Raw genomic sequence first — 16,409 nt, 5'->3', positions numbered from 1 at the left:
TCGTGCGGCGTTCGAGCATTCTTCTACTAGTCATCCTACCACTTGATCCTCTATAGTGAAAGGATCGGTTTCATCCAGTTCTCCATACCTTCAGGGTATGGCACGCCGGACATCCGTCCGCTACGGCCAGCTTTTCCATTGTTGCCTAAAAGGAGGCTTCCGATATGGATATGCGCCAGCTGAATTACTTCGTGACGATCGCCCGCGAAGGCCAGATCACGCGCGCGGCGCGCGCGCTGCACATGGAGCAGCCGCCGCTCAGCCGCCAGCTGCGGCAGATGGAGGAGGAGCTCGGCGTCGTGCTGTTCGACCGCACGGGGCGCAGCCTGCGGCTGACCGCGGCCGGCAAGCTGCTGCTCGAGCGGGCGGAGCGGCTCATGCGAGACTTTTCCGATACGCTGCTGGAGGTGCGGGAGCAAGGCGAAGGCATCCGCGGCGTGCTGTCCGTCGGAGCGGTCGTCTCGTGCATCTCGCTGCTGCCGGATCCGATCCGCAAGTTTCACCGCCAATACCCCGACGTGACGTTCAAAGTGCATGAAGGCGACCATTTTTCGCTCGGCCAGGAGATGGACGCGGGCGAGGTCGAGCTGATCGTGACGCGGCTGCCGTTCGAATTCGACTCGGAGCCTTCGGCTTATGAAATCGCGCCGCTGCCGTCGGACCCGTTCGCGGCCATTCTCCCGTCCGGCTGGGGGCCTCAGCGGCGCGGACCGATCTCGCTCGCGGAGCTGGCGGAGCATCCCTTCCTCACGCTCAAGACCGAGCGCACGACCGCCATGCACGAGAAGCTGCTCCAGCAGTTCCGGCTGGCCGGCTGCGAGCCGCATATCCTGTGCGAATGCTCCAGCGTCGCCGTCATCCTCGCGCTCGTCTCCGAGGGCATCGGGGCGACCGTGCTGCCGCGCTCCGTGCTCGCCTCGTTCCAGATGTCCGGCATCGAGCTGCGCGAGCTCGGCGGCGACAGCTTCCACTCCGAGGTCGGCATCGTCTGGCGCAAGGACCGCTACCTGTCCAAGAGCGCGGAGCGGTTCATCTCGACGCTGCTTTCAGGGCAGGAAGAAATCCCATGGCAAGAGTGAATGAAAAAACAAGACCGCTCCTACCACAGGAGCGGTCTTAGCCGCTTCAAGCTGATTAAAAAAGGGTTGCTTATGTGCGGCTGCGTTTCGGTATTCCACCGGAGAGAGGTCTTTCATCACTCGGTCGCTTGAGGTGCCGCTGATTGGTTAGTCGGCTTCCCCTTCGTCGCGGTGCTGCAGGGGGACTGTGCGCGGCGAACCGCTGATGGCCCTCCTTACGAAACTCAGCGACGCTATTTTACGAAAAGCAGGCGTTTTCTGATTATAACGAAACGGACAAGCGTTATGCAGCCGTTGAACCGTTGGTTAGAGCGATTTATCGCCGAATAGCGCCTGTGAGTTTCGTTACAATTTCAACTCGCTCCATTGCGAACGAATAGCGCTTGTGAGTTTCGTTATTTGCCAGAACTCCGCCGAGGCAGCTTCGCATTCGAGACGCGTTCAGATAAATAAAATCGGCGATCGCTCTCCGGTGAAAAACCGGAGAGCGATCGCCGTAGGACAAGATCTGGTACGACCTCAAGTTGCAGAGCCCTGGTTAAAAGAGGCTTTCTTGGACGACGCGTGACTGGCGTAGCGGCTCGAATCCAGCCTACGCCGCCTGCGCTCCGCTCAGCCGCACCAGCAGCGCGGCGGCTTGCGCGCGCGTCACCGGAGCGTTCGGCGCGAAGCGATCGCCGCCGATGCCGCCCATGAGGCCGGCCTGCTGCAGGGCGGCCGCGGAAGGCCGCGCCCACGCCGGGATGCCCGCCAGGTCGGCGTAGTCCGGCTTGGCGCCTGCGGCCGGGCTGAGGCCCGCCGCCTTGGCGACGAGCACGGCCAGCTCCGCGCGGGTGATGAGGCGGTCCGGACGGAAGCTGCCGTCCTCGTACCCGCCGATCAGGCCGGCTTCGGCTGCGCCGGCGATGGAGCCGCGCGCCCAGGCCGGGATCTGCGCGGCGTCCTTGAACGCCGCCTGTCCCGCGCCTTGCGGCAGCTGCAGCGCCCGCGCCAGCAGCACCGCCAGCTCCGCGCGGCTGACCGAGCGGTCCGGACGGAAGCTGCCGTCCTCATAGCCTTGGGCGATGCCGAGCTGGATCGCCTGACGGATGCTTGCGGACGCCCAGTGCGTCGCCGGCACGTCCTTGATTGGCGCAGGCGTCGCCGTCGGGCTCGCGCTCGGCGTCGCCGTCGGGCTCGCGCTCGGCGTCGCCGCCGGGCTCGCGCTCGGCGTCGCCGTCGGACTCGCGCTCGGCGTTGCCGTCGGGCTCGCGCTCGGCGTCGCCGTCGGGCTCGCACTTGGCGTCGCCGTCGGGCTCGCGCTCGGCGTCGGCGTCGGGCTCGCGCTCGGCGTCGCCGTCGGGCTCGTGCTTGGCGTCGGCGTCGGGCTCGCGCTCGGCGTCGGCGTCGCCGTCTCGGCGTTCGTCTTCACGACGGCCGGCACGGAATTTCCCCGTCCGGCCGTGGCGCGGATGACGATGTCGTACTTGCCTTTCGAATCGGCGCCTGCAAGCACGTAGGCGTACTTCGTCTTGCCCGCCTCATGCGTCACGGTGACGGTCCAGTTCGCGCCGAGCGCATCGTTCTGCTCATAAATCCGGTACGCGGCAGGTTCGGCTCCGGCCGGAGCCGTCCACTCCACCTGCAGCCTGCCGCCCGCATCGACCGACCAGCGGGCATCCTGCACGGCGGACGGAGCGGCGTCCGTGCGCTTGATGCGGTACGCGTCGTACGCGTCGGTCGTACCCGTTTCCGTCGTCGTGTACGCCTGGAAGCCGACCGCATCGTCGCTCACCTGCACGCCGGTGAACATCTCCTTGCCCGGCTGCTCGTACTTGGCCGCGTACTGGAATTCCATCCCGGGCTTGACGGTGTAGCGCTTGTCGCCGGCGGCGTTGGTGATGAGGTACAGCGTGCCCTTCGGATCGACGACTTGTCCGCCGGCGTCCGGCAGCTTGTCCTTCTGCGGCTCGCCCCCGAGCATCTGGAAGCTGCGGGTATACGTATGGTCGTGGCCGCCGAGCACGAGGTCGACGCCCATCTCGTCGAACACCTTGGTCAGCTCCGAGCGGAAGCTCACGACGTCGCTGTCCGACACATGGCTCGCCACGGAGTACATCGACTTGTGCAGCAGCACGATCTTCCATTTCTTGTCCGTGCGGGCCGCCTCGGCGCGCAGCCATTCCACCTGGTTGCGGTAGATCTGCTGATACTCCGGCGTGCTCGACGCCAGCGAGTATTCCGTGTTGATGACCATGAAGTGCGCCGGTCCGTAGTCGAACGAGTACACCGAGCCGTCCGGCTTGGCGCCCGTCTGCGACAGGTTCGGCAGGTTGAAGTGCTGCGTGAAGTTGCCGTAGCTCTTGGACTCGTGGTTGCCGACGAGCGGTACGAGCGGCCGGCTCATGAGCAGCTCCTTGGGCTTGTCGAAGAACCAGGACCACTGCTCCTCCAGGTCGCCGTTGTCCACCAGGTCGCCCGTGTTGGCGATGAACGCCGACTGCGGGAACTGGCCGATCCCTTCCTGCAGCGTATGCGCCCAGGTGACGAAGTCCGCGTCGGTCGTGCCTTGCGAGTCCGTCGTATAGAGGAACGTGAACGCCTCCGGCTGCGCCGCTTCGGTCCGGAACGAGCCGGCGGGGCTCCAATGGCCTTCTGCCCCGTCGCCGACGCGGTACACGTAGTCCGTGCCCGGCTTCAGTCCGGAAGCCTTCGCCTTGTGGCTCTGGTAGGCCGTCTTTTTGCCTGCGGCCTTGTCGGCCTTGGTCTGGTACGTCTCGACGCGCTCCGCCGAGCCGTCGAACGTCAGCGCCTTGTCCGCCGGGAAGCCGCCTCCCGCCGGAGCGTCCTTCTTCTCGGCGACCTGCAGCTTCGTGCCCGGGTAGTCCTCGTAGGTGTACCAGGCGACGCCCAGCTCCGTGCGCGGGTCTCCGTGGAACGTCAGCGCCACCGACTGCGGCAGCGGCGACCTCGGCGGATCGACCGGCGGCTGCGCGGCCGTCTTGTACGCCAGCAGCTCCATGTCGAAGTACAGGTCGGAGCTGCTCCTGCTTTGCTGATGCACCTCGACGGCGATCTCGTTGGCGCCTTCCTTCACGACGCCGGCCAGCTTGTCCGTCAGGTCGACGTCGTAGAACGACAGCGGAGCCGACTTGCCCTCCACCGACAGCGTCGAGTAGCTGATCGGGCCCTCCGGCATGTTGTAGCGGGCGATCTCCGTTCCGTTCACGTACAGCACCATGCCGTCATCGACGCCGAAGCTGCCGACGAAGCGCTTGTAGTCCGCGGCCCCGCTCAGCTGCACCGTCTTGCGGAAATACGTGGTCAGGTACTTGTTGCTGCTGCTGCCGCCGTATCCGATCGTCGTCGCGATGCCGCCGAACCGCGACGTCGCCGTCTCCGCCCGAACCGGGTAGCCGAGCGGCGCGGCGCCGCTGTCCCAGGCCGCGTCGTCATAGACCGCTCTCCAGACGCTGCCCGGATCGTTCGGCGTCACCAGCACCTTCCACGCCTCGTTTCCTTCGACCAGCTTCAGCGGCGTCTCCTCCGCCGCCTCCGCTTGCTGCGCTGCCGGCAGCGCGATGCCGACCGCCAGCGCGGCGCTCAGCATGACGCCGACGCCCTTCCGTAGCCACTTGTTCATGAGTCCACTCCCGCCCCTATCCATCCAGGTTGCTTTCATCCGGACAAGCGTATCGAGCGCGGTTCAGGGGAAAATCAACGTTTCTTTTCGTTCTTGTAAAGAAATGAAAAAACGGCCCTCCTCCGTCCGGCTTACGCCAGCGTCAGGATGAACCGTTCCAGCTCGTTGGCCATGCCGTACAGGCTGGCCCTCGTCTCGAACTCCTCGCGCGTCTCAGGCAGCGGGAGCTCCTTATGGTAGTCGCGGATCGAGCGCAGCCGCTCGTGGTAGTCGCGGCCGCCGGGAATCGTGTTCCAGTGGTCGGCCAGGTCGTCCAGGAACTCGCCGATCCGGCGTCCCTGCTCCAGCTTCGCATCGACCTGGGAGACGAGCGGCATCATCGTCTTCAAGATGTCGGCTTGCCGCCTTCGTCTCTCATAGTAGGTGTAGAACAGGCTGCGCCGGCCGCTGAAGTCGTTCTCCGTCGCCTGCACGCCGAGCGCCCGCGCCTGCTCCAGCAGCTTGTCGAGCTCCAGCAGCTCGCGTCCGTCCCACAGGCTGCTGCCGTCCTTGAGGTAGATCGCCAGCTCGCGCAGGATGCGCTCGATGTTGGCCTCGATGCGCCGCCGGAGGCTCATCACCTGGCGCTCGATGCCCGGCATGTACAGGTTGACGACGAGCGACAGGCCGAGGCCGATCGCGATCAGCGCCAGCTCATTGCCGATGAACGAGAGCGTCAGGTCGCCGTGGACGTACACATGCATCATGATGACGGAGCTGCTGGCGATGCCGCCGGTGCAGCGCAGCCCGACGCATAGCGGGATCAGCACCAGATAGATCGGCACGAACAGCAGCGCGTAGTACCCGGCCAGCTCGAAGGCCAGTCCCGAGACCGCGATCCCGACGACGCAGGCGAGCAGCCGCTCCCAGATCGCGTTGAACGACTGCCGCCTCGTCTTCTGGATGCAGAGCAGCGTGAGGATGCCGGCGGAGGCGAAGTTCAGCAGGCCGAGCTGCTGGGCCGTCAGCACGGACAGGCTGACGCCGACGGCGGTTTTGAGCGTGCGGAATCCGATCCTCATGTGTGGCTCCTTGTCTGGTCGAAAATGTCCCCTCGATTATAGCACTCGCGAACGCCCGACACGAATCGGCGCTCGCAAAAAATCTGCCCCTGATTCTCGGAATATTCTCCCTTATCTGAAATCTATTTCAGTGGTCCAATAGAGAGGAAGATTCCGCAAGGAAATTCCGAAAGGGGATGGATTGATGAAACGCAAAAGTCTTGCCCTTACCTTGATTCTCATGCTGCTGGTGGCGATCGTGCCGGCGACGGTATTCGGCGCCGCGGCCTGGACGCCCGGCACGGCCTACAAGGCGAATGACATCGTGACGTACGCCGGCAAGGATTACCGCTGCGTGCAGGCCCATACGGCTCTGACCGGCTGGGAGCCGCCGAACGTGCCTGCGCTGTGGACGCCGACGGGCGGCACGACGCCGACTCCGACGGCCACTCCGACACCGACCCCGACGCCCAAGCCGACCGTGACGCCGACTCCGACCGCGACGATCACGCCGACTCCGACGAAGACGCCGACTCCGACGGCCACTCCGACGCCGACGGTCGTGCCGACCGCCACGCCGAAGCCTTCCGCCACGCCTTCGACCGGCAAGGTCGTCGTCGGCTACTGGCATAACTTCGACAACGGCTCCGGCGTCATTCCGCTGCGCGACGTGTCGTCGAACTTCAACGTCATCAATGTCAGCTTTGCCGAGACGCTGAGCGATCAAGCGACGCTGACGTTCGAGCCGTTCCAGACGACGCCGGCCCAGTTCAAGGCCGACATCGCCTACCTGCAAAGCCAGGGACGCCGCGTGCACATCTCCATCGGCGGCGCCAACGCGACCGTCGAGCTGAACACGGCGGCGGCCAAGACCAATTTCGTCAACTCGCTCAAGACCATCATCAACACCTACGGCTTCGACGGCATCGACATCGACCTCGAAGGCAGCTCGCTGTCGCTGAACGGCGGCGACACCGACTTCAAGAACCCGACGACGCCGAAGGTGGTCAACCTCATCAGCGCCATCAAGGAGATCATGGCGACGTACGGCTCCGGCTTCGACCTGACGATGGCGCCGGAGACGGCCTACGTGCAGGGCGGACAGATCGCCTACGGCGGGCCGTGGGGCGCGTATCTGCCAGTCATCCATGCCGTGCGCGACCAGCTCGACTACATCCACGTCCAGCATTACAACAGCGGTTCCATGCAAGGACTTGACGGCAAGTCCTACGCCCAAGGCACGGCCGACTTCCAGGTCGCCATGGCCGAGGTGCTGCTGAAAGGCTTCCCGGTCGCCGGCAATGCCTCGAACGTCTTCCCGGCGCTGCGCGCCGACCAGGTCGCGATCGGCCTGCCTTCATCGCCTGCCGCAGCGGGCGGCGGCTACACGCAGCCGGCCGACATCGTCAAGGCGCTCAACTACCTCACCAAAGGCCAGTCGTTCGGCGGCCAGTACACGCTGCAGACTCCGGGCGGCTACTCCGGCTTCCGCGGCGTCATGACCTGGTCCATCAACTGGGACAAAACGACGAACTACGTCTGGTCCAACGCCATGAAGGGCTACTTCGGCTAAGCCGGGTTGCTGCGGATTGATCTCGAACCGATGGATCGACGGCTGAACTGTACTTGGACCAGCCGAAGCTGCGGGTCTGCGGACGGCTGGAGCTGCCGAGACGCGGACGTCAAAAGCCGCGGGTCCGCGGACGGCACGAAATTCGGCGGCCGTGCAGCAGTTGCTCCCGCCTTCCCGCCCGGGGGACGGAGAGGCCTGACCTAGAAATGCCTTCCCGCCTGGCCGGGATGCCTGCCTGCATGTACCCGACCCGCTTCAGCCTTCCACGGCCGGCTCCCCCGCTTCGCCGAGCCGATCGCCATCTGCCCGGCCTCCTTGCGAGGCCGGGCTTTGCTTTTTTTTGCAGCCGCGCCTCGCCTATCCGGCGCTTCAGCCCCTTTCGTAAAAATCGGCTGAAGCCGTTCTAGGCCGGTTGCGCTGAGGAGCGGTGAGGTAGAATAAGAGAGAAGGGGGCTTGCACGATGAAAGAAAACAAGTATGACGATCCGGACTTTTTTGACCGCTACAGCCAAATGCCGCGCTCGGAGGGCGGGCTGGACGCCGCCGGCGAATGGCCGGCGCTGCGCGCCATGCTGCCTCCGCTGGCCGGCAAGCGCGTGCTCGACCTCGGCTGCGGGTACGGCTGGCATGCCCGGTACGCTCGGGAGCAAGGGGCGGCATCGGTGCTCGGCATCGACTTGTCGGAAAAGATGCTGGAACGGGCGCGCGAGCTGACGGACGATCCGGCCATCGACTATCGGCGCGGCGCCATCGAGGACATCGCCTTTGACCCGGGACAGTTCGACGTCGTGCTCAGCTCGCTCGCGTTCCACTATGTCGACGACTTCTCCGCAGCGGCGGCGAACGTGCACAAGGCGCTCGCGGACGGCGGCAGCTTCGTGTTCTCGGTCGAGCACCCGATCTTCACCGCCTTGCCGGCGCAGGATTGGCAGTATGGGAGGAACGGCGAAAAGCTGCACTGGCCCGTCGACCGCTATCACGACCAAGGCCTGCGCTCCGCCCGGTTCCTCGGCAGCGACGTCATCAAATACCACCGCACCGTCTCGACCTATCTGAACGCGCTGCTTGCGGCCGGCTTCGCGATCCGCCAGCTGTCGGAGCTCGCTCCGACGGCGGAGATGCTGAAGCGCAATCCCGCCTGGGCGGAGGAAGTTCGAAGGCCGATGTTCTTCCTGATCGCGGCCGACAAGCCGGAGCTCGCCTAGCCGACCGGCCACGACCGCGGCCGTCGGGTTGCCGGGGCAGGGCCGTGCAGTCAGGCGCAGACGGCTACACCGGGCGCCGGGGCTCGTGTACGGCGTCTTTGTTCCGGTGGCTGCGATACAATCAACCAAGCTTTGCCGGAAACCCGAAAAGCGTCCGAACCCCCTTCAAGGCGGTTCGGACGCTTTACTTTCATGATGACGCAGCCGGAGCCTCAAGCCGCAAGCCCCCGTCGCTACACCGCCCGCCGGCGGAAATGCAGCCATCCTCCGGCCAGGAACAGCATGAAGCTGCCGCCGATGACGAACGTCAGCGACTCGAGCGGGACGTTGAAGCTCGAGAAGCCGTCCTCCGATCGCGGCATCATCGCGAGCAGCGGCTGCGCCCATGGATACCAAGGCGCGAATCGCTCGGAGTTGATGACGAGCACGTTAGGCAGCGTGAACACCGCTCCGAGCACGAGCGGAGCCGCGAAGCTGGACCACGCGAACGAGGCCCATAGCTGCAGCGCCGCCAGCGGCAGGCAGGCGACCCACCCGCCGAGCAGCGCCAGGCCGAGCTCTGTCCACGGCACGCCGCCGTCCATGCCGCGCAGCAGCCCGCCGGCGAGCAGCGCCGCTCCGAGCAGCAGCTGCAGCAAGGCGATGAGGCCGAGCAGCGCCGCCAGCTTGGATAGATAGACCGCGCCTGGACGGACCGGCAGCGCGAGCAGCTGCTTCCAGCCGCCTGAGGCATGCTCGAAGCGGCATAGCAGCGCTCCGAAGATGCCGACGAGCAGCGGCAGGAACAGCAGGCCATGCACGTTGGCGCTGATGATGTACGCCTCCATCCAGCCCGCTCCGCCGATCGCCTCCAGCGGAGCCTTCCACGCGATGGCGAAAGCGATCAGCGGGCTGACCGGCAGCAGCAGCCAGACGATGGAGCGGCGCAGCTTGAGCCATTCAGCCGACAGCAGTCTCCTCATGTCCGCTCTCGCTCCCCTCGTGCCCATTTCACCGACAGCAGTTCCCTCATGTCCGCTCTCGCTCCTCTCGAGCCCATTCTACCGACAGCAGTCTCCTCATGTCCGCTCTCGCTCCTCTCGTTGCCACTCCGCCGACAGCAGCCCCCCATGTCAGCTCACGTCCTTCCGCGTAAAATGAATGCAGCCCGCCGCGAGCAGCAGCAAGCCTCCGGTCAGCCCGGCGGCCGCCGCACGCAGCGCGGTCGCCGACTCCAGCGCGAGCCACGGCCAGTTGTACGGAACCCAGTCCGGCAGCAGCACCCCGAACATGCTGACGACCATGCCGAGCACGCCGATCGTCATCGGCGCCGCCTGGTTGCTCATCGCCAGGGACAACCCGATCTGCAGCGCGACGAACGGCATCGCCGCCGCATAAGGAGCATAAGACTGCCGCAGCAGATCAAGCCAAGGCAGCCCTTCCAAGCCGAAGCCGAGCGCAAAGCCGAACGCCAGCGTAAACGCGAGCAGCAGCGTGCACGACAGCAGCAGGAGCAGCAGCAGCACGATCGTCTTGGCCGCGAACACCTGCATCCGCGTCAGCGGCAGCGCCAGCAGCTGCTTCCAGCCGCCCGCCGCATGCTCGACGCCCGCGGACAGCGAGGCGACGAGCGCCAGCCCGATGAACAGCGCCGGCAGCATGAGGCCGGTCGTGCCCTGCAGCAGCCCGCCCCACGGGTCGTCCGCGTGGCGCTTCATCAAATAGTCGTAGCGGAGCCCGTAGTTGACGGCCTGCAGCAGGACGACGCCGAGCGGGCCGATGACCGCCAGCGCGAGGATCCATTTCCGCTTGAGCTTGAGCCATTCGGCCGACATCGCCCGTCCGAGCATCAGAGGCTCCCCCCCGTGCCCGTCATCTCCAGGAACACGCTCTCCAGCGACGAGCGCTCCTCCTCGACGCGGTACACGGCATGCCGCTCCCGTACGAGCTCGGCCACGATCGCCGCGATATCGCGGTCGTCGCCTCCCGGCACGGTCAAGCCGCGCTCGTCGCGCTGCGCCTCCCGGCCCTGCTCGAGCAGCCGCTTCCAAGCGGCCTCGGGCTCGCTGACGGCGAGGCGGATGCGGCCGGCGGTGCGCCGCTTCAGCTGCTCGATGCGGTCCTGATACACCAGGCTGCCGCTCGTGATGATGCCGACCCGAGTCGCCATCTGCTCGACCTCGGAGAGCAGATGGCTCGACAGCAGGATCGTGACGCCGCGCTGCTCCGGCAAGCTTTTGATGAGCTCGCGGACTTCCTGGATGCCGGCAGGATCGAGGCCGTTCGTCGGCTCGTCCAGCACGAGCAGCCGCGGATGCCCGAGCAGGGCGGCGGCGATGCCGAGCCTTTGCTTCATGCCGAGCGAGTAGCCCTTCACGGGGCGGTTCGCGTCCTTTTCCAGCCGCACGATGCCGAGCGCCTCCGCGATCCGCTCCGGCGGCGCGTCCAGCAGACGGCGCACGACCTCCAGATTTTCCCGCCCCGTCAGGTGGCCGTAGTACGACGGGTACTCGACAAGCGACCCGACCTGCCTCAGGATGTCGAGCCGGTTCTTCGCCAACTCCTTGCCGAAGACCGTCACCCTGCCGCGCGTCGGCTTGGCGAGGCCGAGCAGCATGCGGATCGTCGTCGTCTTGCCCGCGCCGTTCGGTCCGAGAAAGCCGTATATGTCTCCTTCGCCGATCCGGAGCTCCACGTCCCGCACGACGGCCTTGCCGCCGAGCTTCTTCGTCAGGCCGCTCGTCTCGAGCAGCCAAGGCTGCCGCCCCTCTTGCCCGAGCGGCATGCCGTTGCCATGATTCATGTCCATCACCTCTGCCTTCATCCTAACGGACCGAGGTTAAATCCCGGGGAGGACGCCGGTTAAAAAACGGTTAAAACGCGAAAAACGGACGCGCTTGCGTCCGTTGTAAGGCGGGGTGAAGCTGGCCTCGCCATCGCGGCCTCGTCCATCGCGGGGGAATGCTGGCCTGGGCACGCGCTCGGCATCGGCTGCGTCCTTGCCGAATCGGGCCTCGCCGCATCCATCCTCGCCAAATTCGGCTCCGACTGTCGGCCTCGCCAAATCCGGGCTGACCGAGCTTCTAGCCGAGATTGATCTCGCGGATCTTCTCCAGCGGCACCTTGGGCCGGCGGTCCTCGGTCAGCAGCCCGTTGACCTCCTGCTGCACGTCGGTGATCTGCGTGTAGCAGTAGCCGACGATATAATCCGTCGCGCGGATCGCCTCGTGGATACTGCGGAAGCGCTCCAGGAAGCTATCCTCGCTGCCGGCCTGGCTGCCGTAGCCCCAGCCCTTCTCGGAGCGGAAGGCGATGCCTCCGAACTCGCTGACGATGACCGGCTGCCCCTGGTAGGCGTACCCGTCCGCAAAGGCGTATTTCCACCGGTTGAAGCTGATCCCGTTGCCGACGATATCGTCCTTGGCCGCATAGCGGCGGAGAAATTCCTCCCCGCGCTCGACGTAGTCGTGCAGCGTCAGGATATCCGATACGGTGTGCTCCCAGCCGTCGTTCGACACGACCGGCCGATGCGGATCGAACGCCTTGGTCAAGTGGTAGACCGCCTCGGTGAATTTCTGCTGGCGCACGTCCTTGAGGATGTTCATGACTCCCCACGACTCGTTGAACGGCACCCAGGCGATGATCGAAGGGTGGTGGTACTGCTGACGCACGACCTCCATCCACTCCCGCGTGAACCGCTCCACCGCCCGGTCGTTGAACTCGAACGTCGCCGCCATCTCCGACCAGACGAGCACGCCCTTGACGTCGCACCAATAGAGGAAGCGCGCATCCTCCACCTTCATGTGCTTGCGCACGCCGTTGTAGCCCATCTCCAGCACCCGGTCGATATCCGCCAGGATCGCCTCCTCCGACGGCGGCGTCAGATGCGTGTCCGGCCAGTAGCCCTGATCGAGAATGAGCCGCTGATAGAGCGGCGCGTTGTTGAGCAGGATCTGACCCTTCTCGATCGAGATCTTGCGCATGCCGAAATAAGACCGCGTGCGGTCGGCCTCGCGGCCGTCCTCGTACAGGACGAACTCGACGTCGTACAGATTCGGATGCGCCGGCGACCAGTGGCTATGCTTCCACGGGCCGTTCGCCTCGTGGACGAGATCGAGCTCCAGCTGCAGCCAAGGCCGGTCGAGGACGAGGCTCGCCTGCTTGACCGGCTGCCCTTTCAACGACACGACCGTCTCCAGCCGCAGCTCGCGGTCCGGATGCAGCCCCGCCACCTCGTACTCGAAGCGGACCGTGCGGGCGTCGAGGTCGGGCGTCGTCTTGACGGCTGCCAGATGGGACGGCTCGACGAACTCCATCCATACCGTCTGCCAGATGCCCGTCGTCTGCACGTAGAAGCATTCGAAGCTGTCCTTCACCCAGCGCTGCTTGCCGCGCGGCTGCGTCGCGTCGAGGCTGTCCTCGACCTTGACGGTCAGCGTGTTCTCCGCGCCGAAAGCCAGATATTGCGTGATGTCGAACTTGAACGCCGCGTAGCCTCCTTCATGCTGGCCGACATAGACGCCGTTGACCCACAGCTTGGCCCGATAGTCCACCGCCTGGAAATGCAGCAGCGCGCGCTTGCCCTCCCCATCGGCGGGAATGTCCACGGAGCGGCTGTACCACACTCGGTCGTGATGCTCCTCGCTGCCGATGCCGCTCGCCTTGGTCTCGTACGTGAACGGCACCTCGATGGCGAGACGCCCTCCGAACCGCTGCGGCCACCCGAGCCGCTCCCCCTCGTCCGCGTCGTCGAAGCCGAACCGCCATTCTCCGTTCAGGCTGATCCAGCTGTCCCGGACCAGCTGAGGTCGGGGATAGTCCTTGATGTAGCTTTTGGTCGTCATGATCGCTTCACGCGCTCCTTTGCTCTCCCGAGGCCGGGATCGAGGAATATAACCATTATTATGTTTTATTCCATTTTATTTGTTTTCATTGAGACTATAGCCCCTATTCCTCCTTGATGTCAACGCTTTCTTTTCCTAAATTCGTATCATTCCCTCCTGAAAAAAGCATCTGATGCGAGTGCGAGGCGGAAGAAGACGCATGTCCCCTCTTCTTGCCCGTCCTCTATTATTCCTTATAAATAGCGGCTTCAAGGGTTTAACCTCCAGCAAGTCGGGAATAAACCGCCGCTTTCACCATTTATTCTATAAAATCGAAAATAGTTCTTTCGATTTTCCAGCCGATTTGCTATACTCCGGAATTGAAAACGGTATCATAGGACTCCGCAGAAAGGAGGGGATGCCGGGCGACAGGCCTGACGCGTCCTGAAGGCCAGGTTTGATTTTCATCCATCCGAAGGAGATGATCGTTCGTGAAATGGAAGCCTCTGCTGCTCGCCGCCGCTGCCCTCGCGCTGCTCCCTTCCGCCGCGGGAGCCTACAGCAATCCCTCCTCCCTGCCCTCCTCCTGGCATTGGGCCAACGGAGATTTCTACGGCGAGGGCGACCCGTACATCTTGAAGTTCAACGGCGTGTATTACCTTTACGTCAGCACGGTCGACGACCAGACCGGCGTAAAGGTATGGTCCTCGACCAACCTGGTCGACTGGACCTACCGCGGCCTGTGCGCGACCGATCCGGTCACCAAGGGCGCCTACGCGCCGGAAGTCGTCTACTGGAACGGCCAGTTCTACATGTACACGTCCCCGGCCGGCAACGGCCACTACGTGCTGTCGAGTCCGAGCCCGCTCGGGCCGTTCACGGTGCAGACCGGCAATCTCGGCATGGGCATCGACGGCCATGTCTTCATCGACGACGACGCCCGCTGGTACTTCTATTCGACGGGAGCCGAGCGGATCGACGTCCGGCCGATGAGCTCGCCGGTCTCCTTCGGCGCGCCGGTGTCCGCCGGGTTCTCCATGGCCGGCTGGACGGAAGGCCCGACGACGTTCAAGCGGAACGGAACCTACTACATGACCTATACCGGCAACCACGTCTGGAGCACCGCCTACCGCGTCGACTACGCGACCGGGTCGAGCCCGACGACCGGCTTCGTCCCTGCCGCGGGCCAGAATCCCGTGCTTATCCGCACGGAAGGAAGCAACGTCGGCCTCGGCCACAACTCCATGGTGAAAGGACCCGACCTCGACTCCGACTACATGGTCTACCACAGCCACGCCTCGCAGGGCAACGTCACGTATCCCGGCCGCAAGATGAACCTCGACCGCATTGCCTGGAACGGCGGCCGGATGACCGTGCTCGGCCCGACGACCGCCGCCCAGCCGAATCCGGCCGCGCCGGCGTTCGAGGACCGCTTCGCGCGGACGGCCATCGGCTCCGGCTGGAGCAACGTCGGCGGCGGAACGTGGGGCATCTACAACCAGGAGCTGATGTGGCAGGACACGATCGGCACCTCCGTCTGGCATCGCCAGGTGACGGCCGCCTCGACGGAAGCCGACTACACGGCCGAGTTCCACGCCAAGCAGATCAAGATGGGCACGAGCGCGAATCCGCTGTACGGGTCGGTATTCTCCTACACGGATGAGAACAACTACGGCACCGCCGTGCTGAACCGCAAGCTGAACCGGCTGGAGACGAACTTCGTCGTCGGCGGCGTGTCGCAAGGCTGGCAATACTCGGCCCTGCCCGCCGGGTACGACTATACGAAGTGGCATCAGATCCGCGTGGAGAAGCGCGGCGCGGCCTTTTCCATCTACGTGGACGGCATGAAGAAGCAGACGCGCTCCGTCGCCGGGCTCGGCGGCGGCCGGATCGGCTACTCGACGCTCGACGCCCATGCCGACTTCGGCTATGCGGCGTTCAGCAACGACGTCCAAGGCAGCAGCGTCTGGAACGCCTACAAGCCGCTGCCGGGCACGATCGAGGCGGTCCATTACCGCAAGGGCGGGGAAGGAGCCGGCTACCATGACCTGACGGCCGGCAATACCGGCGGCGCCTACCGGAGCGACGGCGTCGACATCCGCTCCTCCGCGGCCGAGGGCAAGGAGGTCGTCGGCTGGAACCAGCCGGGCGAATGGCTCACGTACCGGGTCAACGTCGCCGAGACCGGCCTGTACGACGTGACCGCCCGCCTCGCCACGACGTTCCCTTCCGTCAGCTTCCGCATCTGGGACGGGGCGACCGATCTGACCGGCGTCGTGCAGGCGGGCGGCAGCGGCGACTGGGAGAAGTGGATCAACGTCGCCAAGAAAGGGCTGTACCTGACGGCGGGCTACCATGAGCTGAAGATCGAGACGGTCCAGGGCGAGTTCGATTTCAGCAGCCTGACGTTCGAGCGGGGACAGGCTCCGAGCGCCTTGACGGACGACTTCGGCGACGGCAACGACAACGGCTGGACGCGCTTCGAGGGCAGCTGGTCCGTCGCGGGCGGCGAGCTGGCGGCGGCGGGAAGCGGCTTCGCCAAGACGGTCATCGGCTCCTCGCTGTGGTCGGACTACTCCGTCGAGGCGGACATCAAGCTGGTCGGCACGACCGGCGACGCCGGCATCCTGACGCGGGTCAACAACCCGTCCAACGGCACCGTTCTGGCGAACAACCCCGACTACGTGCAGGGCTACTATGCCTTCATCAAGCCGGACGGGGTCTATCTCGGCAAGATGAACTACGGCTGGCAGCAGCTCGCTTACGCGCCGATGACGATTGCGTCCGGAGCCTGGCAAAAGGTGAAGGCGACCGTCAGCGGACCGGTCATCCGCGTCTACGTCGGGGACATGAACGCGCCCAAGCTGACGTACACGGACAACAGCCCGTCCGCCTTCCTGCACGGCAAGGCCGGGCTGCGCTCCATGCAGAACGAGACCCGCTTCGACAACGTCAAGGTTTCGCCGTAAGTACAGCGGGCCTCAGCCGACGAAAAGCGGCGTGGACAGAAAAAAGCCCGGCCGGGATCAAGAACCCGGCCGGGCTTTTCGTGCGCTTAAAACCGATCGTTCCCGAGGACTTCGTGCCT

General features: G+C 65.1%; 10 protein-coding genes. 4 read left to right on the top strand and 6 right to left on the bottom strand.

What is annotated here, in order from left to right; genetic code table 11:
* Nucleotides 1–164 precede the first annotated feature (164 nt).
* Complete coding sequence (locus HGI30_RS02100) at nt 165–1,079, top strand: LysR family transcriptional regulator (protein WP_168906176.1); 915 nt, start codon at nt 165–167, stop codon at nt 1,077–1,079.
* Between the two features lie 592 nt (nt 1,080–1,671).
* On the opposite strand, the gene HGI30_RS02095 is transcribed toward HGI30_RS02100, so the two are convergent.
* Both HGI30_RS02095 and HGI30_RS02090 read right to left on the bottom strand, forming a co-directional pair.
* On the bottom strand, nt 1,672–4,701 hold the full coding sequence (locus HGI30_RS02095; RefSeq protein ID WP_168906175.1) for an S-layer homology domain-containing protein: 3,030 nt from the start codon (nt 4,699–4,701) through the stop codon (nt 1,672–1,674).
* Nucleotides 4,702–4,832: 131 nt separating this feature from the next.
* Nucleotides 4,833–5,762 carry an aromatic acid exporter family protein gene (locus tag HGI30_RS02090; protein ID WP_168906174.1) on the bottom strand — a complete coding sequence of 310 codons (930 nt, stop codon included), beginning with the start codon at nt 5,760–5,762 and terminating at the stop codon, nt 4,833–4,835.
* A 184-nt stretch (nt 5,763–5,946) separates the two neighbouring features.
* Between HGI30_RS02090 and HGI30_RS02085 the strand changes: the two genes are divergently transcribed.
* Together HGI30_RS02085 and HGI30_RS02080 are read left to right on the top strand one after the other, a co-directional pair.
* Nucleotides 5,947–7,314, top strand: coding sequence for a carbohydrate-binding protein (locus HGI30_RS02085; RefSeq protein ID WP_168906173.1), 1,368 nt, complete (start codon nt 5,947–5,949; stop codon nt 7,312–7,314).
* 461 nt (nt 7,315–7,775) lie between these two features.
* The gene (locus HGI30_RS02080) at nt 7,776–8,519 is read left to right on the top strand and encodes a class I SAM-dependent methyltransferase (protein WP_168906172.1); all 744 of its coding nucleotides are present in this window, start codon (nt 7,776–7,778) and stop codon (nt 8,517–8,519) included.
* Between the two features lie 233 nt (nt 8,520–8,752).
* Here the strand turns inward: HGI30_RS02080 and HGI30_RS02075 are convergent, their stop codons facing one another.
* The 4 genes from HGI30_RS02075 to HGI30_RS02060 all read right to left on the bottom strand — a co-directional run bounded on the left by HGI30_RS02075 (nt 8,753) and on the right by HGI30_RS02060 (nt 13,342).
* Nucleotides 8,753–9,481 carry an ABC transporter permease gene (locus HGI30_RS02075; protein WP_168906171.1) on the bottom strand — a complete coding sequence of 243 codons (729 nt, stop codon included), beginning with the start codon at nt 9,479–9,481 and terminating at the stop codon, nt 8,753–8,755.
* Between the two features lie 150 nt (nt 9,482–9,631).
* Nucleotides 9,632–10,348 (bottom strand): ABC transporter permease, encoded by a 717-nt coding sequence (locus tag HGI30_RS02070; protein ID WP_168906170.1) that lies wholly within the window; start codon nt 10,346–10,348, stop codon nt 9,632–9,634.
* Entirely contained in the window at nt 10,348–11,307 is a 960-nt protein-coding gene (locus HGI30_RS02065; RefSeq protein WP_235680288.1) for an ABC transporter ATP-binding protein, read from the bottom strand. Before HGI30_RS02065 ends, HGI30_RS02070 begins: the two co-directional genes overlap by 1 nt.
* Before the next feature lie 274 nt (nt 11,308–11,581).
* Entirely contained in the window at nt 11,582–13,342 is a 1,761-nt protein-coding gene (locus HGI30_RS02060) for a glycoside hydrolase family 2 protein (protein ID WP_206110002.1), read from the bottom strand.
* A gap of 470 nt (nt 13,343–13,812) precedes the next feature.
* Here HGI30_RS02060 and HGI30_RS02055 point away from each other — a divergent pair, with 470 nt between their 5' ends.
* Nucleotides 13,813–16,290, top strand: a complete 2,478-nt coding sequence (locus HGI30_RS02055; protein ID WP_168906169.1) for a family 43 glycosylhydrolase — start codon at nt 13,813–13,815, stop codon at nt 16,288–16,290.
* The last annotated feature ends 119 nt before the right edge of the window (nt 16,291–16,409 follow it).

The organism is Paenibacillus albicereus (assembly GCF_012676905.1).
GTDB classification, from domain to species: domain Bacteria; phylum Bacillota; class Bacilli; order Paenibacillales; family Paenibacillaceae; genus Paenibacillus_O; species Paenibacillus_O albicereus.
The sequence above is the reverse complement of the archived record's forward strand: the minus strand, read 5'-3'. Positions and strand labels throughout refer to the sequence as shown.